This window comes from Sulfuriferula plumbiphila, from assembly GCF_009938015.1.
Lineage (GTDB): Bacteria > Pseudomonadota > Gammaproteobacteria > Burkholderiales > Sulfuriferulaceae > Sulfuriferula > Sulfuriferula plumbiphila.
The window spans coordinates 2341256-2361140 of record NZ_AP021884.1 but is presented as its reverse complement, the minus strand read 5'-3'; the positions used below and the strand labels follow the sequence as shown (position 1 = coordinate 2361140).

23 protein-coding genes are annotated in these 19885 nt (G+C 58.4%); 8 read left to right on the top strand and 15 right to left on the bottom strand.

Annotation, left to right across the window (positions count from 1 at the left end; translation table 11 throughout):
* The first annotated feature begins 2 nt into the window (after nucleotides 1-2).
* Nucleotides 3-446: a NifU family protein gene (locus tag GZH91_RS12290; protein WP_161984267.1), complete on the top strand. Its 444-nt coding sequence runs from the start codon at nucleotides 3-5 to the stop codon at nucleotides 444-446.
* Nucleotides 447-502: 56 nt separating this feature from the next.
* Here the strand turns inward: GZH91_RS12290 and GZH91_RS12285 are convergent, their stop codons facing one another.
* The 11 genes from GZH91_RS12285 to GZH91_RS12235 all read right to left on the bottom strand — a co-directional run bounded on the left by GZH91_RS12285 (nucleotide 503) and on the right by GZH91_RS12235 (nucleotide 9578).
* On the bottom strand, nucleotides 503-760 hold the full coding sequence (locus GZH91_RS12285; RefSeq protein ID WP_147073148.1) for a hypothetical protein: 258 nt from the start codon (nucleotides 758-760) through the stop codon (nucleotides 503-505).
* Nucleotides 761-816: 56 nt separating this feature from the next.
* Entirely contained in the window at nucleotides 817-945 is a 129-nt protein-coding gene (locus tag GZH91_RS12280) for a DUF3149 domain-containing protein (protein WP_147073150.1), read from the bottom strand.
* A 13-nt stretch (nucleotides 946-958) separates the two neighbouring features.
* A complete protein-coding gene (locus GZH91_RS12275; protein WP_147073152.1) occupies nucleotides 959-1492 on the bottom strand; it encodes a FixH family protein in 534 nt (177 codons plus the stop codon).
* A gap of 10 nt (nucleotides 1493-1502) precedes the next feature.
* Nucleotides 1503-2876 (bottom strand): cytochrome c oxidase accessory protein CcoG, encoded by a 1374-nt coding sequence (ccoG, locus tag GZH91_RS12270; protein ID WP_147073201.1) that lies wholly within the window; start codon nucleotides 2874-2876, stop codon nucleotides 1503-1505.
* 120 nt (nucleotides 2877-2996) lie between these two features.
* Nucleotides 2997-3902, bottom strand: coding sequence for a cytochrome-c oxidase, cbb3-type subunit III (ccoP, locus tag GZH91_RS12265; protein WP_147073154.1), 906 nt, complete (start codon nucleotides 3900-3902; stop codon nucleotides 2997-2999).
* A 49-nt stretch (nucleotides 3903-3951) separates the two neighbouring features.
* On the bottom strand, nucleotides 3952-4119 hold the full coding sequence (locus GZH91_RS12260) for a cbb3-type cytochrome oxidase subunit 3 (protein ID WP_147073156.1): 168 nt from the start codon (nucleotides 4117-4119) through the stop codon (nucleotides 3952-3954).
* A gap of 2 nt (nucleotides 4120-4121) precedes the next feature.
* A complete protein-coding gene (gene ccoO, locus GZH91_RS12255) occupies nucleotides 4122-4736 on the bottom strand; it encodes a cytochrome-c oxidase, cbb3-type subunit II (RefSeq protein WP_147073158.1) in 615 nt (204 codons plus the stop codon).
* A 21-nt stretch (nucleotides 4737-4757) separates the two neighbouring features.
* Nucleotides 4758-6176 carry a cytochrome-c oxidase, cbb3-type subunit I gene (ccoN, locus tag GZH91_RS12250; protein WP_147073160.1) on the bottom strand — a complete coding sequence of 473 codons (1419 nt, stop codon included), beginning with the start codon at nucleotides 6174-6176 and terminating at the stop codon, nucleotides 4758-4760.
* 81 nt (nucleotides 6177-6257) lie between these two features.
* Entirely contained in the window at nucleotides 6258-6428 is a 171-nt protein-coding gene (ccoS, locus tag GZH91_RS12245; protein ID WP_147073162.1) for a cbb3-type cytochrome oxidase assembly protein CcoS, read from the bottom strand.
* Between the two features lies 1 nt (nucleotide 6429).
* A complete protein-coding gene (locus tag GZH91_RS12240; protein ID WP_170227446.1) occupies nucleotides 6430-8964 on the bottom strand; it encodes a heavy metal translocating P-type ATPase in 2535 nt (844 codons plus the stop codon).
* Nucleotides 8965-8993: 29 nt separating this feature from the next.
* Entirely contained in the window at nucleotides 8994-9578 is a 585-nt protein-coding gene (locus GZH91_RS12235; RefSeq protein WP_147073164.1) for an OmpW/AlkL family protein, read from the bottom strand.
* 209 nt (nucleotides 9579-9787) lie between these two features.
* Here GZH91_RS12235 and aat point away from each other — a divergent pair, with 209 nt between their 5' ends.
* From aat to GZH91_RS12210, 5 genes are all read left to right on the top strand, one after another.
* Nucleotides 9788-10486, top strand: coding sequence for a leucyl/phenylalanyl-tRNA--protein transferase (gene aat / locus GZH91_RS12230; protein ID WP_147073166.1), 699 nt, complete (start codon nucleotides 9788-9790; stop codon nucleotides 10484-10486).
* Nucleotides 10470-11204 carry an arginyltransferase gene (locus GZH91_RS12225; RefSeq protein ID WP_147073168.1) on the top strand — a complete coding sequence of 245 codons (735 nt, stop codon included), beginning with the start codon at nucleotides 10470-10472 and terminating at the stop codon, nucleotides 11202-11204. Before aat ends, GZH91_RS12225 begins: the two co-directional genes overlap by 17 nt.
* Nucleotides 11167-11562, top strand: a complete 396-nt coding sequence (locus GZH91_RS12220) for a group III truncated hemoglobin (RefSeq protein ID WP_147073170.1) — start codon at nucleotides 11167-11169, stop codon at nucleotides 11560-11562. The genes GZH91_RS12225 and GZH91_RS12220 overlap by 38 nt, the downstream gene beginning before the upstream one ends.
* A gap of 71 nt (nucleotides 11563-11633) precedes the next feature.
* On the top strand, nucleotides 11634-12428 hold the full coding sequence (locus GZH91_RS12215) for a thymidylate synthase (RefSeq protein ID WP_147073172.1): 795 nt from the start codon (nucleotides 11634-11636) through the stop codon (nucleotides 12426-12428).
* A 12-nt stretch (nucleotides 12429-12440) separates the two neighbouring features.
* Nucleotides 12441-13085 (top strand): MarC family protein, encoded by a 645-nt coding sequence (locus tag GZH91_RS12210; protein ID WP_147073174.1) that lies wholly within the window; start codon nucleotides 12441-12443, stop codon nucleotides 13083-13085.
* 5 nt (nucleotides 13086-13090) lie between these two features.
* On the opposite strand, the gene GZH91_RS12205 is transcribed toward GZH91_RS12210, so the two are convergent.
* The gene (locus tag GZH91_RS12205) at nucleotides 13091-13390 is read right to left on the bottom strand and encodes a hypothetical protein (protein WP_223264562.1); all 300 of its coding nucleotides are present in this window, start codon (nucleotides 13388-13390) and stop codon (nucleotides 13091-13093) included.
* A 67-nt stretch (nucleotides 13391-13457) separates the two neighbouring features.
* Here GZH91_RS12205 and GZH91_RS12200 point away from each other — a divergent pair, with 67 nt between their 5' ends.
* A complete protein-coding gene (locus GZH91_RS12200; protein ID WP_147073176.1) occupies nucleotides 13458-13967 on the top strand; it encodes a dihydrofolate reductase in 510 nt (169 codons plus the stop codon).
* On the top strand, nucleotides 13964-14776 hold the full coding sequence (locus GZH91_RS12195) for a metal-dependent hydrolase (protein WP_147073178.1): 813 nt from the start codon (nucleotides 13964-13966) through the stop codon (nucleotides 14774-14776). Before GZH91_RS12200 ends, GZH91_RS12195 begins: the two co-directional genes overlap by 4 nt.
* A 345-nt stretch (nucleotides 14777-15121) precedes the next feature.
* On the opposite strand, the gene GZH91_RS12190 is transcribed toward GZH91_RS12195, so the two are convergent.
* The 3 genes from GZH91_RS12190 to GZH91_RS12180 all read right to left on the bottom strand — a co-directional run bounded on the left by GZH91_RS12190 (nucleotide 15122) and on the right by GZH91_RS12180 (nucleotide 19508).
* Complete coding sequence (locus GZH91_RS12190) at nucleotides 15122-16321, bottom strand: EAL domain-containing response regulator (RefSeq protein ID WP_147073180.1); 1200 nt, start codon at nucleotides 16319-16321, stop codon at nucleotides 15122-15124.
* Nucleotides 16321-16509 carry a hypothetical protein gene (locus tag GZH91_RS12185; RefSeq protein WP_147073182.1) on the bottom strand — a complete coding sequence of 63 codons (189 nt, stop codon included), beginning with the start codon at nucleotides 16507-16509 and terminating at the stop codon, nucleotides 16321-16323. The genes GZH91_RS12190 and GZH91_RS12185 overlap by 1 nt, the downstream gene beginning before the upstream one ends.
* Nucleotides 16510-16604: 95 nt before the next feature.
* A complete protein-coding gene (locus tag GZH91_RS12180) occupies nucleotides 16605-19508 on the bottom strand; it encodes an ATP-binding protein (RefSeq protein WP_147073184.1) in 2904 nt (967 codons plus the stop codon).
* Nucleotides 19509-19885 lie beyond the last annotated feature (377 nt).

Sequence of the window (19885 nt, the reverse complement as noted above, 5' to 3'; positions counted from 1 at the left end):
ACATGACTGACGTTGCTAAACCCATCCCCATCAAACGCTTCAGCGCCGAGGAACTCGCCGCGCGCGACCGCGAAATGGCACTCGATGATACGCGCTGGTACAGCGAAGATGAGCTCGACGAACTCGACGCGCGTGACCCGCTGCTGGCGGCGCGCATCGCCCAGCGCCAGGCGCGTCTGGAAAAGTTGCGCCCCTGCCAGGCCAGCGGCGCAGCCCCGCCGCTCACCGAAGCCGCGCTGATACAGGTCCTGGAAGAAGCCCGCGCCATCCTGCTGCGCGACGGCGGTGATCTGGAGCTGGTGGAAATCAGCGGCACCGTTGTCCGGGTGCGGCTCAAGGGTGCCTGTGTGGGGTGTCCAAATTCCATGCTGGATCTGAAAAACGTGGTGGAGAAAATCGTGCGGCGCACCTTTCCACAAGTCACCGGGGTGCAGAATACCTATTGAGTATTATTTTGCCTGTTCCCAAGCCTGTCCGGGAATCCGACCCTTATTCCGAACACTTATTTTTTTGGTTCGGACGACTTGCAAATCTTGTTGAGCTGGGCTGTACTGCACTGAAAGTAGCAGGTTAGCGCGCTGCTCACTGCACCGAACAGCCAGAACAGGAAAAAACCCAGCGAGTAAGCGCCAAGCCGGGTTGTGAACAGAAGGGTGTCCCGATAGATCAGTGCCATTGGGTCAAGCAGCGTGAACAGGACAATATCCATTACCCCCGCCGCGATGAACGACGGCCACAACACCTGGATTATGCGTTGCATGCTTTCCTCCTTCGTTTGTGTGATTTTTGCTGTGAGAGTGTGCCGGCGACAGGTATTTATTTTCCCCTGGATTTGTTTATGAACCACCAGGTGAACCAGCCTAGCATGCCAATCGCAAAAACCACGGTGAACAGGCTCATTAGTCCGGTACGCGTGGTGAGCAGCAGGTTCAGCAATGTAGCCATGTGATTCTCCCGTCTAGTTGAGGTTGTTCGTTCGGATTTTGGCCGGGTGTTTCGCGCCCAGAATAAGGGTCCGGGTGTGGGGTTGCCACCACACGCCCGTCAGGCGCCATTCACGCCGGGGCGGTTCCAGGATCAGCTGCCAGCGTCCATTGCCCAGGCCCGGCATGGCGCCGCTATACATGCCGTTACCCGCCGCATGCAAGGTGATGACGTGGTCGTGTCCGGGTTGGGTGGGGTGCAGGATGGAGAGTCGCAACGTGCTGGGCAGGGGGGCGAGCCTGCCGGTCAGTGTCACATGCAAGGTGCGCGCGTCCGCGCTGGTGCGCAAAGTGGCGTCCAGGTCCATCGCGGCCGCTGCTGCATCACGGTGCAGGGTCTGATTAATGGCCATGCCGTCCCTGTAATAGTCATCCGCCACCAGGCCGTCGCTACTCACCACCGCGTACCAGGCGGTGATCAAACCCGCCACCACCGCTGTGAGCGGCAGTATCATCAGCAGCCACGGCCAGGGTTCGCGGTACCAGGGTTGATGGTCGGTGGCCTGCATGGCGTAACTCCTAGCGATTAAGAAAGGTGGACCGGACGGTTGTCGTCAGGTCGGGGTTGTCCAGCGACCGGATTTTGAATTGCACCGGGCTCGAGCGTGTGCTGAGTTCACCTGGATCGATCTGGACATGCACCACGGCGTCATGGGTTCCCAACGGAGCGACTTGCACCAGGGGGCTGCTGTCCGCCAGCTTGATGCCTGGCAGCCCCGCTACTGAAATGACGTAGCGGTGGGGTCTGTTTTCCATGTTGATAATCTGCAGGCGGTAGACGTTTTCAATATAGCCCTCGGCGGTTTCGCGGGCGGCAATGCGGTCGCGGATCGCATCCGCGCGCAGCGGCACCCGGCTGATCAGCGCCATACCCAGAGTGGCAACAATGGCCAGCAGCAGCACGCTATAGATCAGGGTGCGCGGGCGCAACACATGGGAAAGAATGCTGCTGTCCGGGTATTTTCCCTTGATCACGTTTTCCGTGGTGTAGCGGATCAGGCCGCGCGGATAGCCCATTTTGGCCATCACCTGAGCGCAGCCGTCGATGCAGGCGGCGCAGCCGATGCATTCGTATTGCAGGCCATTGCGGATGTCGATGTCAGTGGGGCATACCTGCACACAGATGCTGCAGTCCACGCAGTCGCCCAGCCCGGCGGCATGGCGGTCAGTGGATTTGGAACGCGGGCCGCGTGGTTCGCCGCGCGAGGAGTCGTAAGTGACGGTCAGGGTGTCCGAGTCGAACATCACGCTCTGGAAGCGCGCGTAGGGGCACATGTACTTGCATACCTGCTCGCGCATGAAGCCGGCGTTGCCGTAGGTGGCGCAGCCATAGAAAAAAATCCAGAACGTCTCCCATGGCCCCAGCGTCCAGTGCGCAAAGGATATCGCCAGTTCCTTGATGGGCGTGAAATAACCCACAAAGGTGAAACCTGTCCACAACGCCAGCGCCAGCCAGGCGGTGTGTTTGGCAGTTTTCCTGGCAATTTTTTCAATATTCCAGGCTTGCCTGTCCAGCTTCATCTGCTTGAGGCGATCGCCTTCGATGTTGCGTTCTATCCACAGAAACAGCTCGGTGTAGACTGTTTGCGGGCAGGCAAAACCGCACCACAGTCGTCCGGCAATGGCGGTGAACAGGAACAGCGAGAATGCGGCAATGACCAGCAGGCCGGTGAGGTAGATGAAATCCTGAGGCCAGAACACCAGTCCCAGAATGTAGAACTTGCGTTGTGCCAGGTCGAGCAGGATCGCCTGACGCCCGTCCCAGGACAGCCAGGGCAGGCCATAGTAAAGCAGCTGCGTGAACAGCACCAAAGCCACACGCCAGCTGGCGAACCAGCCGGAAACCGCACGCGGATAGATCTTTTGTTTGACGGCGTAGAGCGCCTGCTCCATGTCGGTGGAGGGTGCGATGTTGGTGACTTTTTTTTGTTCCGCCTCGGCCACGCTTGGAGTCCTTTGATGGTTGGGAAGCCGGTGGGGCGCCCGGCCTGCGCAGGCCCACCGGTTCAGCGCCTACTTGCCCTGCGATAATCCATACACATACGCCGCCAGCAGATGCACCTTGGCGTTACCCAACTTATCGAGCTGTGCCGGCATGTGGCCATTACGGCCCTTGGTGATGGTCTCGATGATGGTGGCTTCGGAGCCGCCATAGAGCCACACCTTGTCGGTCAGGTTGGGCGCGCCCATGGCTTGCGTGCCTTTGCCGTCCGCCTGGTGGCAGGCGGCGCAGTAGGTAGCAAACTTGTCGCGCCCGGCCGCGGCCAGCGTCGCGTCATGTTTGCTCCCGGACAGGGACAGCACGTAGCTGGCGACTTGCTTCGTGCCCTGCTCGCCCAAAGCCGCGCCCAGCGCAGGCATCACGCCGGCACGGCCATTGGCGATGCTGGCCTGGATGGTTTCCGGGTCGCCGCCATAGAGCCAGTCATGATCGGTCAGGTTGGGAAACCCCCTGGCGCCGGCCGCATCCGAACCGTGGCATTGCGAACAGTAGGTCAGGAACAGGCGTTGACCCATTTCGCGCGCTTGCGGGTCAGCCGCGACCACCTTCAGGTCCTGCTTCAGGTATTTGTCAAAAACCGGGCCGTACTGCGCGTTGGCCTTGGACTGTTCCTGCTGCCATTGGCCCGTGGCACTCCAGTCCAGCACACCCTTGTAGCTGCCCAGACCCGGATACAGCGCCAGATACACCACGCCGAACACGATGGTCAGGTAAAACAGCCACAGCCACCAGCGCGGCAGCGGATTGTTGAGTTCCTGCAAGTCGCCGTCCCAGGCTTTTTCAATCAGCTCGGCCTTTTCGTTGGCGGCGAGTCTGCGCGTGGTCTGGGTCTTGAGAAACCACGTCACCCAGACGATGCTGATGACGGTGATGCCGGCGATGTAGAGGCTCCAGAAACTGCTGACAAAGTCGCTCATGTTATTTCTCCTTAAGCCGGGCGCGATTTCTCGGGCGCCCCGGACCGGGTTAGTCGTGTTTGGGCGGGATGCGCGAAGGGGTGTCTTCTTCCTCGAAAGGCAGATTCGCAGCGGCGTCGAAATCCTTTTTGCGCCGCCCGCTCCATGCCCACAGCCCAATGGCCACAAAGATCACGAAGCAGACCACTGTGACGATGGCTCCGATAGTCCCTGCCATGCTTATCTCGTTTCCTTGAGTGAAGTGCCGAGTATTTGCAGGTAGGCAATCAGTGCGTCCAGCTCGGTCTTGCCCTGCAATTCATTTTTGGCGCTGACAATCTCCGCGTCGGTATAGGGCACCCCCTCGATGCGCAGTACTTTCATCTTGGTCTCGATGTCGCTGGCATCCGCCGGATTTTTTGCCAGCCACGGGTAAGACGGCATGTTGGATTCAGGTACCACGTCCTGTGGATGGTTCAGGTGGGTACGGTGCCAGTCATCCGAATAGCGGCCGCCCACCCGCGCCAGATCCGGCCCGGTGCGCTTGGAGCCGTACAGGAAGGGATGGTCGTATACCGATTCACCGGCTACCGAGTAGTGCCCGTAGCGCTCGGTTTCCGCGCGGAACGGCCGGATCATCTGCGAGTGGCAGCCGACGCAGCCCTCGCGGATGTAGATGTCGCGCCCGCTCAACTGCAGCGGGGTGTAGGGCATCATGCCCGCCACCGGCCGGGTGGTGGATTTCTGGAAAAACAGCGGCACAATCTGTACCAGACCACCCACGCTTACCACCAGGATGGTCAGCACGATGAGCAGCCCGGTATTTTTCTCGATTTTCTGGTGAAATGATTCCATGGTCTTCTCCTGGTTGTCCCGTTAAGCGTGCACGGCCTGGGGTATCTGCGCTTCCACCGCTTTGCCGGCGGATACCGTTCTCCAGGCGTTGTAGGCCATGATCAGCATGCCGCCAAAGAACATCAGGCCGCCCAGCAGGCGGATGGTGTAGAACGGATACATTGCGTTCAGCACCTGGGCGAAGCTGTAAGTCAGCGTGCCGTCCGGATTGGAAGCGCGCCACATCAGGCCTTGCGCCACCCCGGCAATCCACATCGCGGCGATGTACAGCACCACGCCCAGGGTGGCTACCCAGAAGTGCAGGGTGATAAGCCTGACGCTGTACATTTCTTCGCGCCCGAACAGGCGCGGAATCAGGTAGTACATGGAGCCGATGGTAATCATCGCCACCCAGCCCAGTGCGCCGGAATGCACGTGGCCGATGGTCCACTCGGTGTAGTGGGACAGGGCGTTGACGGTCTTGATCGACATCATCGGACCTTCGAAGGTGGACATGCCGTAGAACGACAGCGCCGTCACCAGGAACTTCAGGATTGGGTCGGTGCGCAATTTATGCCAGGCACCGGACAGGGTCATGATGCCGTTCATCATGCCGCCCCAGCTCGGCGCCAGCAGCATCAGCGAGAACACCATGCCGAGCGATTGCGCCCAGTCGGGCAGCACGGTGTATTGCAGATGGTGCGGACCGGCCCACATGTAAATGAAGTTGAGTGACCAGAAGTGCACGACCGACAGGCGGTAGGAGAAAATCGGGCGCCCGGCCTGCTTGGGAATGAAGTAGTACATCATGCCGAGGAAGGCAGTGGTGAGGAAAAAGCCTACTGCGTTGTGACCGTACCACCACTGCACCATGGCGTCCTGCACGCCGGCATAGACATAGTAGGATTTGGTCAGGGACACCGGAATCTCGGCGCTGTTGACGATGTGCAGAATGGCAATGGTCAGAATGTAGGCGCCGAAAAACCAGTTGGATACATAAATGTACCTGGTGCGGCGCTTGACAATGGTGCCGAAGAACACCACCGCGTAGGCCACCCACACCAGGGTGATGAGAATGTCGATCGGCCACTCCAGCTCCGCGTATTCATGCGAGGTGGTATAGCCCAGCGGCAGCGTGATGGCCGCCGCCACGATCACCGCCTGCCAGCCCCAGAAAGTAAAGGCGGCGAGCTTCTCGGCAAATAGCCGCACCTGGCAGGTGCGCTGCACGATGTAGTAGGACGTAGCAAACAGCGCACTGCCGCCAAAGGCAAAAATCACCGCGTTGGTATGCAGCGGCCTTAACCGTCCGTAACTCAGCCACGGTACGCCAAAATTCAGTTCCGGCCAGATCAGCTGCGAGGCGATTACGACGCCCACCAGCATGCCGACCATGCCCCAGACGATGGTCATGATGGCGAACTGACGGACGACCTTGTAATTGTAAGTTGTTGTTTCCATGGCGTACCTCTCCTTTTTTTGCCACAAGCAAAATTACACGTCATTGATTGACCGGGAATGCCTGACTAAAACATTATTCGTTTATTCGTCTGAATATTTCTTACCGGGAGATTTATCGTCATCCATCAGAATCCGGTGGGCGGGCCCTTCCATATCCTCGAACTGGCCCGCTTTCACCGCCCATAAAAATACCGCCGCGATCAATACCACCAGTATCACGCTCAACGGAATAAGCAGGAACAGAATGTCCATGTCAGGGTCCTTCAAGCGCGGGCACAGTCACTGCCGTGCCTGCTGCGGTGGCGCTGTGAGTTGGCGCGCCCTCATCGCCAGAACCAAGTCGTATGCGGCTCAGACGCCGGGCATTGAGCACCACCAGCAGCGAAGAAAGCGACATGCCGATACCTGCCATCCACGGCGTGACAAAACCCAGGGCTGCGGCAGGAATGGCAGCCAGGTTGTAGACCGCCGCCCACGCCAGGTTTTGCCGGATGATCCCGGCCGTACGCCGTGCCAGCACCAGCGCATCCGCCAGACATTCCAGCTGGCCGTTCATCATCACCATATCGGCGCTGGCCTGAGCCACATCCGAACCCTGGCCCATGGCGATGGAAACTTGAGCCGCGGCGAGTACCGGTGCATCGTTTACGCCGTCGCCGACCATGGCGACAATCTGACCGCCATTTTGCAGTGCACGCATGCGTGCCAGCTTGTCCCCGGGCATCAGCTGTCCCGCATAATGCTCGATGCCCAACAGTCCGGCCACATGCGCCACGGTGGCGTTGCCGTCGCCGGATAGCAGACTGACTTCCACACCCAGTTCTTTCAGACGCGCCACCGCCCGCACGGCGTCCGGGCGCAGCCGGTCGCCCAGCAGAAATACACCCAGCCAGCCGTGTTCGTCGCCCAGCGCAACCATGGTCAGGTTATCCCGGAAATTGAGGTTGACGGGTAGCGGCCGGCCATGCAATTGCGCCACAAAGTCCGGGCGGCCCAGGCGCAGATGACGCCCTTCAACGATGCCCTCCAGACCGTACCCCGGCACATTGGTAATGGCGTGGCTTGGCAGCGAGTGTGCGGCGGGGTCATGCAGGGCATGTGCGATGGGGTGTTCGGAGACGCCCTCCAGGGCGGAAGCCAGGGCGCGGCAGTGCGCCGCCGAGGTTTCGCCCAAAGATATGGTGTCGAGCAGGGCGAGCCTGCCGCAGGTGAGGGTACCGGTTTTGTCGAACACGACGTGGGTGACGCGCGCCAGCGTTTCCAGCGCGTGGCCGCGCGTGGCAAGCAGGCCCATGCCGGTGAGGCGTCCGGCAGCGGCGGTAAGGGCGGCCGGGGTGGCCAGCCCGAGCGCGCAGGGGCAGCTCACCACCAGCACCGAAACCGTGATCCAGAACGCCCGCGCCGGCTCCACCCAGTACCAGCCCAGCGCTACGCCTGCTGCCAGCACCAGCAGGGTGAACACAAACCATGTGGCGAACCGGTCTGCCAGCAGGGCGATGCGGGGTTTTTCCGCCTGGGCACGGTCGAGCAGACGCAGAATGCCGGACAGCACGGTGTCGGCGCCGGTTTTTTCCACACGCATCACCAGCGGGCTGGAGATGTTGATCGCGCCGCCCACCAGGCGATCGCCCGCTATCTTGGGCAGCGCGCGGGATTCACCGCTGAGCAGGGACTCGTCCGCCTCGCTGATCCCCGCGAGCACAATGCCGTCCGCCGGAATCGCTTCACCGGGTTTCACCAGCAGCGTGTCGCCTGCGGTCAATTGGGTGACCGGCACGCTCTGCGTTTCCTGCTGCGCCGGGTAATTCCGATAACGATTGGCGACGGCGGGAATCAGTTTGGCCAGTGTTTCCAGCGCTGCTGCCGATTTGCGCCGCGCGCCCATTTCCAGGTAGCGTCCGCTGAGCAGGAAAAACACGAACATGGTGACCGAGTCGAAATATACCTCGCCGGAGTGGGTCAGTATGGCCCACACACTGGCGGCAAACGCGGCTCCCACGCCCAGTGCCACCGGCACATCCATGCCCAGGCTGCGACGCCTGAGGTCGCGCCAGGCGCCCTGAAAAAATGGCCACGCCGAGTAAAACACCACCGGCAGGGTGAGCATCAGGCTGGCCCAGCGCATCAGCGCCTGGATGTCCCGGGTCATGCTGCCAGGATCGGCCAGATAAGCCGGGATGGCATACATCATGACCTGCATCATGCCCAGTCCGGCAATCGCCAGCCTGCGCTGGGCGGACGCACGTTCGCGCCTGAACACGTCTTCCTGGCGATCAGCGTCGAATGGGTACGCGGCATAGCCGATATCGCGGATGGCGTGCAGGATGTCGGAGAGCTGGATACGACTATTGTCCCACCGCACCCGCGCCCGGTGCGTGGCGAAATTGATCTCCACCGCGAGTACGCCTGGTAACTGCGCGATATGGCGCTCGTTCAGCCAGATGCAGGCGGCGCACACAATGCCCTCCAGAATCAGCGCGGCCTCGCGGATGTCACCTTCGCCTGGCTTGACGAAGGCTTGCTGGATTTCCGGCAGGTCATAGAGTCGCAGTTGTTGCAGGATTTCGCTGGCGGCGGGCGCCGCTGCGGCGGGGGGCAGGCGGGTGCGGTGGCGATAGTAGTCGACGTTGCCGCTGCTCACGATCATCCGGGCGACCGCCTGGCAGCCATGGCAGCACGTGTTGCAACTTGCGTCCGGGAGATCGACCGGATAATGCGCACCGGGCGGCAACGGGCTGCCGCAGTGGAAACAGGTGGGCATGTGGCTACTGCCGGTATCCGTTGGCATGGCTGCCGCCATCTGGCATGGCCGGATGACTAGAAGCGCCAGCCGTAGCCGACGCCGATGATTACCGGATTGATGTCCACATCGGTAACGTACGCGCCTGCGGTCGTTTTTACCTTGGTGCTGATATAGACTTTTTTCACATCCAGATTGATATAGCCGTGGTCGGTAACAGCAATGTCCACGCCGGCTTGCAATGCGCCGCCGAAACTGTTTCTGTCCAGATCCACACCTGCCAGGTCCACGTTATAGAAGCAGGTGTAATTGATGCCGGCGCCCACGTAAGGCCTGATTTTGCTGTCCGGGGAAAAATGCCACTGCAGGGTCAGTGTGGGCGGGAGGTGGTTGACCTTGCCGAGGCTGGCGCCATTTAGCGTCACCTCATGGCGCGCGGTTCCCAGGATCAGTTCGGCAGCGATGTTCTTGCTGATAAAGTAAGTGAAATCCAATTCCGGCACCACTTGCGAATCCACGTCTACCCCGGCTAGCGGAGATGAGTGGGTGTAAGGATCGATGTGGATGGCGCGAACCCGTGCCATCCAGTTACCGTCTGCAGCTTGAGCGAAATGGGTGGAGAAGGCGGTGGCAAAGGCAAGAATCAGTACGGTGCGTTTCATGGCTGCTCCTTGGGTTGTGGGTGAATCGTCATTGAAATCGAGTATTTTGTTTAAGCTCACTTGCAATAACCATACTATTAACATGGTTAAATTGTCAACGAATTGTCAGTGAGTTGTCAATGAATGAATTGATGCAGAAGATTAAGGTGAAACGCGAAATACGTGGTTGGTCCTGTAGCAAATGTGCGCAGCAGGATAGAATTCGTTACATGTTGACCTGGCTCACTGACAACGAGGATTTTCCGGCCGTATGCAAGGCGTTACGTGACCCGGCCGGGCTATTGGCTGCGGGAGGCGTCCTTTCCCCGGCGCGCCTGGTGAACGCTTATTCTCGCGGCATTTTTCCCTGGTACAACCCCGGCGATCCTGTTCTATGGTGGAGTCCGGATCCGCGCATGGTGCTGTTTCCGCAGGAGCTGGTGGTGCAGCGCTCGCTGGCCAAGGTGTTGCGCAAGCGCCACTATGAAATCCGCGTGGATACGGCTTTTGCCGAGGTGATGGCGGGATGTGCCCGGCCGCGTGCGGGGCAGGGGGGCACCTGGATCAGCGCGGAGATGATTGCCGCCTATACGCGCCTGCACGAGATGGGTGTGGCGCATAGCACCGAGACCTGGATAGGCGGCAGGCTGGCGGGCGGTTTGTATGGCATTGCGCTGGGGCGGGTGTTTTACGGCGAATCCATGTTCACGCAGGTGCCGGATGCCTCGAAAATCGCTTTCGTGCATCTGGTGCGCCAGTTGCAACGCTGGGGCTTCGGCGTGATCGATTGCCAGATGAACACGGCGCATCTGGCGCGCTTTGGTGCGCGCGAAATTCCCCGCGCAGACTTCATCGCGCAGCTGAATAACTTGGTAAACTTGCCAGCAGTGCCCACTCCCTGGCGCTTCGACCATGACCTTGTTGAATGACCTGCCGTTCGCGCGGCTGCAGTTTTACCTGACCTCGCCGTATCCGTGCAGCTATCTGGCGGGGCGAACGGCACGCTCGCAGGTGGTCACGCCTGCCCATCTGGTGGACGGCATGGCCTACAGCCAGTTGATTCAGGCCGGGTTTCGGCGCAGCGGGCTGTTCACTTATCGTCCGCAATGCGGCCAGTGCCAGGCGTGTATCCCGGTACGCGTGGCGGTGAATGAATTCATCCCCAGCCGCACCCAGCGCCGTACCGGCAAGCGCAACGCGGGCCTGGTGGCGGAGCCACAAGGTGCGCGTTTCGATCCTGCCCATTTTGCTCTGTACCAGCGCTATCAGGCGTCGCGCCATGCCGGCGGCGGTATGGATCATGACGACCGTGACCAGTACACGCATTTTTTGCTGCAAAGCAATGTGGATACCTATCTGGTGGAATTCCGCGAGGCCGGAGAACTGCGCATGGTAAGCGTGATTGACCAGGTCGAGGACGGGCTTTCTGCCGTGTACACGTTTTTTGACCCTGATCTGCCGCAGCGCAGCCTCGGGGTATACAGCGTGTTGTGGCAGATCGAGTTGGCGCGCACTCTGGGGCTTGCTTATCTGTATCTGGGCTACTGGATTGAAAACAGCCGCAAGATGGCCTACAAGAGCCAATACCAACCATTGCAGGGACTGATTGATGCAGACTGGCGAACCTTCACCCCGGCGCATATTTGAACCGCTATGCGGGAAAATTGGCCGTGACCGTGTCGACCAGGTGATACACGCGTTCTACGCCACGTTGCGGACGGACCCGATGTTGCATGGGTTTTTTGACGGCATCGCGGATTTTGCCGGACACGAGTCCCACATCGCCGATTTCTGGTGGGTGGCGCTGGGCGGCACGCTGGAACAGCCGCGTCAGTTCGACATGCTGGGGCGGCACCAGGGCCTGGCGCTGACACCCGCAGCGTTCGCGCGCTGGCTGGCGTTGTTTGGCGAGACGCTGACTGAATATCTGCCCATCGAGCTGGCAGCGCAGTGGCTGAAAATGGCCGAGGCGATTGCGGCTAACCTGCAACGCCACACGCTCTGACCAGCCTAATCACCTATGGGCAAGCCCTTGGTTTAATCAACCATGATTTTTAACCTGATACCCTGACCACCATGCGCCAATACCTCGACCTGATGCGCCACGTGCTGGAACACGGCACCCGGAAATCCGACCGCACCGGCACCGGCACCCTTTCGGTTTTCGGCCACCAGATGCGCTTTGATCTGAGCCAGGGTTTTCCGCTGGTCACTACCAAGAAATGCCATCTGCGCTCCATCATCCACGAACTGCTGTGGTTCCTGCAGGGCGATACCAATATCCGCTATCTCAAGGAAAATGGCGTCAGCATCTGGGATGAATGGGCCGATGCGAACGGTGACCTGGGTCCGGTCTATGGTTACCAGTGGCGCAGCTGGCCCAAGCCCGATGGCGGCCATATCGACCAGATTGCGCGCGTGTTGCACGACCTCAAACACAACCCGGATTCACGCCGCATCATTGTCTCTGCGTGGAACGTCGCCGATCTTGACAAAATGGCGCTGGCGCCCTGCCATGCTTTTTTCCAGTTCTATGTCGCGGATGGCAAGTTAAGCTGCCAGCTCTACCAGCGCAGCGCCGATATCTTCCTCGGCGTGCCATTCAACATCGCCAGCTACGCGCTGCTTACCCTGATGATGGCGCAGGTGAGTGGACTCAAACCCGGCGATTTCGTGCATACCCTGGGCGACGCGCATCTGTATTCGAACCACCTCGAGCAAGCCCGCGAACAGCTCGCGCGCGCGCCACGCCCGTTGCCGACCATGCAGCTCAATCCGGCAGTAAACGACCTGTTCGCCTTCCGGTTCGAGGATTTCGTGCTGCAAGGCTACGACCCGCATCCGGCGATCAAGGCACCGGTAGCTGTGTAGGAAAGATTCGTAATGACGCTGTTACCCGTTTGGGCCGAGCAAATCAAATACCTGGTCGGCATTTTTGCCATTCTGAATCCGCTCGGGGCAATCCCGATTTACCTCAGCCTGACGGCAGATCGTCGCCCCAGGGAAATGCACCGTACGGCCGCCAAAGCCGCCGTTGCGGTGGCGGTGATCCTGATTCTTGCGGTGTGGGCGGGTGATGCCTTGCTGTCGTTTTTCGGTATCGGCCTGCCGGCGTTCCGCATTGCTGGCGGATTGTTGGTACTGCTGATCGCGATTGCGATGTTTCATGCCAAAACCAGCCCGGCGCGGCAGACCGATGCCGAACAAACCGAAGCCGAATCCAAGAACGACATTGCCGTGGTGCCGCTGGCAATCCCCCTGCTGGCGGGCCCGGGGGCAATCAGTCTGGCTATCGTCGATGCGCACCAGGCGGGCAGTTGGCCCGACAAGCTCGTGTTCAGCCTGGGAATAGTGGGAGTGGCGGCAATTGTCTGGGTCGTATTGCGGCTGGCCGAGCCGATCGGCGAGCGTCTGGGGACGGCCGGGCTCAACATCGCCACGCGTGTGATGGGGCTGATACTCGCCGCGATGGCGGTACAGTTCATGGCAGATGGCCTGTTGGCGCTGTTTCCGGGTTTGTCGCGTTAAGGGCTTTACGGCTGCGTCGGGACTTGCCCCTGTTGGACTGCCTTGAGGACTTGCATCAAATCGCCAGAAGCCAGCGACGGCGGTTGCGGCCCTTCGATTTTGACCTGGGCCCAGTCCACCACCGACCCGGTGCCCCATGACACTACTGAGGCCAGTACAAACACCAGCATGCCGCGCGTCATGCCCTTGCCGATTTCCATGTCATCCAGATAACGGTTGAGCCACCAGGCGGCGATGATGAATGCGATGGTGGAGATAATCAGGTTCAGCATGGTTTCTTTCTCGGGTGCCGGAATATTACGCATAACGGTTTTATTACGCCGTTCTTTACTGCATCAGGCCGGATATAATGCGCCGATACCTGGAGAAAACATGCCCCACCCCGAGCCCCGCATCGCCCTCATCGCCGCGCTGACGCAAAACCGCGTCATTGGCGTCAACAATACCCTGCCGTGGCGTTTGCCGGAAGACCTCCAGCATTTCAAGGCGCTCACCCTGGGGCATCACATTGTGATGGGGCGCAAGACCTTTGAGTCAATCGGGCGGCCGCTACCGGGGCGTACCACGGTGATTATTTCAAGCAATGCCTACAGCGCACCGCCTGGCTGTCTGGTGGCGCATTCCATCCCGGATGCATTGACTGCGTGTGCGGGCGACCAGGAGGTGTTCTTTGTCGGGGGCGCGCAACTATATGAACAGGCATTGCCGCTGGCGGACCGGCTTTATCTGACCGAGATCCATGACGAATTCGCTGGCGATGCCTGGTTTCCCGGGTTTGAGCACGCTGATTGGGAGGAGCTCAGTCGCGACCCGCGACACGACAAGGCCAGCGCATTAGACTATGATTTTGTGGTGTATCAACGTAAGGGGAAATTAATATGAAGTCGATCAAGGCATGGGTGATTTTCGTGTTCAGCATGGTGCTGGCGGTGAACGCGGCCTGGGCCGGGCAAACCGAACTGACCTGGTACGGCCATTCTGCGTTCAAGATCAAAACACCCAACGGCAAGATACTGCTGATCGACCCGTGGATCACCAATCCCGCCAATAAAAACGGCAAAGCCGATCTGGCGTCTATCACCCATGCCGACCTGATCCTGATCAGTCACGGCCATTTTGATCATGTCGGTGATGCGGTGGCGATTGCCAGAAAAACCGGCGCGCGCCTGGTCAGCACGTTTGATCTGGGCAATGCGCTGGTCACCTACGGCGGCTTTCCAAAAGCGCAGGCGGGTCTGGATACCCAGGGCAATTTTGGCGGCGAACTGACTCTGCTCGGCGGCGCGGTGAAAGTGGCGTTTATCCCGGCCATCCACAGCTCAACCGTGATGGATGAGAATGGCAAGGACATCCACGAGGGCGGCAATCCGGGCGGATTCCTGATCACCATAAAGAATGGCCCGGTGATCTATCACACCGGCGATACCGATGTGTTCAACGATATGACGCTCATCCCGCGTTTTCACAAAGTGGACGTGATGCTGGCATGCATCGGCGGTCATTTCACCATGGGTCCCGATCGCGCTGCGCTGGCTGTAAAAATGGTCGGGCCGCGCATGGTGGTGCCGATGCACTACGGCACCTTCCCGGTACTGGACGGTACGCCGGCCGAATTCAAGGCCGCGCTGGCCAAACAGGGCGTGAAAACCAAACTGGTGGTGATGCAGCCGGATGAAATGATCAAACTCTGATTTCCGAATATCGATCAACGACGGCCTGGTTCACCGGGCCGTTGTTTGTTATCGAGCATGAGAAAGTCACTTTTTGTGGCCGCGGGCCTGGCTGCGGCTTTTCCCGGATTTTCAACGAGATCGCAACGGCCTGCCTGACCACTTTTTGTTTCGTCGCAGGATGGCATTTCTCCATTTTTGGTAAAAAGTGGCGAACCAGATTCTACGCAGTGTGGGAGGCTTCGTGCGGGTGTCGTTCCATGATGTAACCTATCGGGCTTTGCGCCAGGGCGCGTGGCCAACAAGATCGCCGATAAGCTGGTTTGGGTCTGCTACATATCCAGAGAATTGCTGCACTGAACCAATTTACATCCGCAAGCGATACCCCATACAAAATTCAACAAAGGAGATCAGATTCATCGGCTTGGCGATAAGGTAACCCTGCGCCATATCACATCCCATGTTTTTTAGTAAGTCCCATTCTTGTTGGGTCTCCACCCCCTCGGCCACGATTTTGATCTGCAGTTCGTGCGCCATGTCGATGCTGGACTTGACCATGATGCGCAATGCCTCGTTGTCAGCAAAGTCCTTCACAAAAGACTGGTCAATCTTCAGTTCGCTAAAGGCTATGCGCGTGAGTTGCTGCATGCTGGAATAGCCGGTTCCATAATCGTCGATGGAAAGTATGAATCCATTCATGCCCAAACGCACCAGATTTTCCAATGCGTGCGCAACATCGGTCATGGCCGCTGACTCAGTGATTTCCAGAATGATGTAGCGCGGGTCTATCCCGGCGTTCCGCACTACCTGGGTAATCTTGTCCGCCAGCGTGGTATCATCCAATGAGTTTGGTGAAAGATTGATCGAGATGCTAAATATACAGCCTCTATCGTGAAACGAGCGACACGCAGCCACGGATTTTTCGAGTATGAGAAAAGTCAGTTTGTCGATTTCGCCGCTCTGCTCCAGCAGTGGGATAAAACCATAAGGGCTGATTACACCCTGCTCCGGATGAATCCAGCGCGCTAGCGCTTCAGCACCTACTATCTGACCCGTTTTAAACTCGACTTTGGGTTGAAAGAACGGTTCAAACTGATTTGCACGGATCCCTTGTAATACTTCTTCCAGCGTAAAGCGCTCCGCGGAACTGGCTTGCGGCCAATTGTAGTCAGCACGCATAAATTTTGTAAGCATCTGCTTGAGTTGTTCCGGCATAAAGGGCTTATCAATCACCCCCAGGAGTTTAATGCCATACATCTTGGCCATTTTTCCCGCCGAAATAAGCAACTTGCTGCCCAGCGCACTCATGAGGATAATTGCAACGTTATAATGTTCTTGACCCAGATGCCGCAGGAACTCCAGGCCATCCATTTCAGGCATATTCAAGTCGCAAACCACGATGTCTACCGGCTTCCCACTCGGCTCACGCAGTATCGCGAAGGCCTGCATGCCATTACCCGCATCGCCAATCGATGTCGCACCCAACGAACGCAGCATATTTACGACTATCCGGCGTTGGAACGCGTCGTCCTCGACAACCAGGAAACTCAGTTCATTCGCATTCATTATTTTTCAGGCTCAACAATGAAAAGCGTAAATAATTTCCGTGGTCGCATGCGCCACAGGCCTAGATCGTATTCGGCAAGTGTCAGATCCTTGATCATCTGAACGAGGCACTGGATGAAGTGCGCCGGATCGAATACGTGTGTGGTGCAGGGCGATAAGCGCCGCTTCATCAAGGCTATGAAGATCATCACTCATTTCCTGCCGGCGCTCCCAAATCATGCAAAAATCACCCTCATGTTTCCGCGTTGAGCCAGTTTTCCATCAGGCTTTATCCGTTGCTGGTTCACAGTGCATTGCAATGGCTTTCAATCTGCCTGATGGCCTCGTCCAGCCCTGCCATTGCCACCCGCACATCGTCCATATTTCCGTTGCATGCAGTCTCAATGCTTACACAAGCGTTTGACAGATTCTGTGCGCCTACCATTCGGCTGGATCCTTTCATACGGTGAACCATGCGTTCAACATTGACTTGGTCACCTTGTTCCAACATCTCGAGCAGCTTGGCGCGGTCAGCGCGAATATGCGCCTGAAAATCATGCAGCAGCTGAATCTGCTCTGCACTGTCCGGTACAATCTTATTCAGAACGGCATAATCAATTGGCTGTGCGATCAGGCCACTATCCGCATCCTGCAGTGCAGGCGTGGGCTGGCTATGGTCTGTCTCTGTAATGCACAGCCACTTTGCCAGCGCCTTCTTCAGTTGCCCCAGATCGGCCGGCTTGATTAAGATTTCATCCATGCCGGCATCATGGCAATGCACTGCTTCCTCGGCAAGCGCATTGGCCGTCCAGGCGATGATCGGGGTGTGAGGAAGTCTTTCCTCGGCCTCGATTTTGCGTATTGCCTGCGAGAGCGCATAGCCATCCATTGCTGGCATGTGGCAGTCGGTGATGACCAGCGCAAAGCGCCCATCCCGCCACATAGGCAGCGCCACTTTCCCATTCTCCGCCGTTTCGGCGCGCAGACCGAGCAGCCTGATCTGGCGCGCCAGCAGATCGCGGTTGATTGGATGATCGTCCACCGCCAGCACCAGGGGCGCATCCACGTTGCCATCAAGTAGGGGTTTAACCGCCCTTTGTGCTACATCGGGATGCAGACGTCGCACGCTTTCTGCCGGCGCTGTGGAAACCGGCAGCGTCAGCGTAATGCTGAAGATGGATCCCTGTCCGGGCTCGCTTTGCAATTCAATGTCCCCGCCCAATAATTCCGTCAGGTGCCGGCAGATTGCCAGTCCCAATCCGGTTCCACCGAACAAGCGGGCGGTGTCGGCACTCTCTTGCCGGTAGCGCTGGAACAACAGCTGCTGGACATCTTTGGCAATGCCGATGCCAGTGTCCTTGACCGAGAAGCGTATCCGCTCGCCGTTCTCGAGCTGCTCGAGGAGTTCGGCGCGAAGTTCGATTTCTCCATGTTGAGTGAACTTGATCGCATTGCTGACGAAGTTGTTCAGCACCTGCGAGAGGCGCAATGCATCGACCCTGTGCGCCGCACTTAAACGGGCGTCGGCGTGCTGCCACAACAGCAGACTTTTAGCGCTGGCTACGCGTGAATAGGTATTGATGACCTCTTGCAGTAATTGGGGAATCGAGGTGGCGTGCGGAGAAAGTTCCAGTTTGCCTTCCTCGATCTTCGACCAGTCAAGGATGTCGCTGACAATGCGCAACAGGCCCCTGCCGGAATCCCACGCTGCATCCAATGTCGCGTGCTGCTCGTTGTCAAGGGTCGTCAGGGAAAGCAGTTCGAGCATTCCGAGCATGCCGGTAAGGGGGGTGCGGATCTCATGGCTCATGGTGGCGAGGAAGGAATCCTTGCTGCGGCTGGCATTCTCGGCTTTTTCTTTTGCCTGATACAGCAGTGCTTCGGCTTGCGCGCGCGCGATTATTTCACGGCGGATTCCCAGGAACAGGGTCGTGAGGATGCCTATCGTCACCGCGACCATAGCCATAAGCGCTACAAGCGTGCGTTCACGGTGGTGTGCGAGGGCTGCCTCGCGGTCGGATAAGAGCTTTAGCTCTACGTTGTCCATACGCTTGATCTGGCTGCGTATGGCCTGCATGGTCTGGATCCCGTCGTCGCTGGCGATGGCAACTCTCTCAGCGGCGTTGCCTTGGTGTTCAAAAACGGTGACCTCCTGGGCAAGGTTGTTTAATCGATGAACAATAAGCAGCCCCAGATCCGTGATATTTTTCATTTGTTCCGGGTTGTCGTCAATGAGTCGAGCCAGCTTCTGCTTATGAATGTTCACCTCTGAGATGGAGCGCGCGTAATCCGCTTTCTGTGAATGTTTGCCGGTTAGCAGATAACTGCGTTGCGTTGATTCGACATCGAGAATTGCACTGAAGAGCTGACCCAGTTCAGCGCGTACGTGCTGAGTGTGGGTAACCCACTTCGCAGAATTCACATATTCGGCGCTTGTGCGGTAGGTATACCCCCCTCCCGCGATCAGCAGCACAAACGCGATGATGAAACCGGCGAGAATCTTAATCTCGACTGAGGTGTTTCTCACACTCAGCGGTTCGGGCACCCAGCTTGCGAGGAACATGCCGACCCCGAGCAGGGTAAAGGCAAAAGCACTATTCACCGCTACGGGTGGCAGCCAGCTGTCGGTCACCAGTTCGCTGGTATTCCACAGGTAGCCCAGGAGCACAATCGCGCCAATGGCGATGACGACTATTGACATCAGCCGCACCAGCGGGCGCAGTGAGCGCACTGGCAAGGCAGTTAGCGTCAGCCCGATAATGGCGAAGGCAACGGCGGTGAACGGCGACATTCGACCGCGGATCGCGTTGTATGCGTCGGCAGTGTCATGGAACAGTAATTCGTCGATTCCCAATTGCCAGCCGAACAGATACTGGCTGAGGGTGGCAAGGCCGAGCGCCACGACCACTAGCGCTACAATCTGCGCCAAACGTGAGCGTGACTGCGACGGCCGCTTGCCAAGCATGAACAAGGCCCAGGCCGCCAGCACCAGGCCAACGGCGGTGTTGGCTTTCATCTCGACTGCACCGGGGAACACGCTTTTCAACAAGGGTACGGAGAACACCCAGCCGACAAGAACAGCCAGTCCCAGCGTACCCGTGATAACGGCGGCCAATAGCGGAAACGCACTCCAATTGCCGAGCCGGACAACTTGGCTCAAGTTTCCTGCAGAGTTTTCGCTGCCGTCATTTCCCGTGTGTGACACCATGGTTGTGGCCGCTTATCGAAATTCATTGCGCTAACATCTTCGTTCCCAATATCCGCGATTCAGAGCGCTCAGCGATTGCAAGAGCCCGTCCAGCCCTGGTTCTTGGTTAGGGTGACGCTGCGAAGGCGATCATCCGCTAGACCGGAAACGTTGCGTCCCTAGCTTTCGCACAGGTTTGCCTTGGTCAGACAATTCAAAATACCAGATAAGACTTACGGCAACATTGTAGGATAGCCGCAGGAACCCATGACCCGTAAACCGCATGATGTTTAACGGAACGGCAACAAAAAACTTTAGAAAAGGCAGAACGATTTCAAAAAAACAATTGATCACGCAAACTTGTGTTCGTAAGAAGCAGATGTTCTGGAATCGCCAAG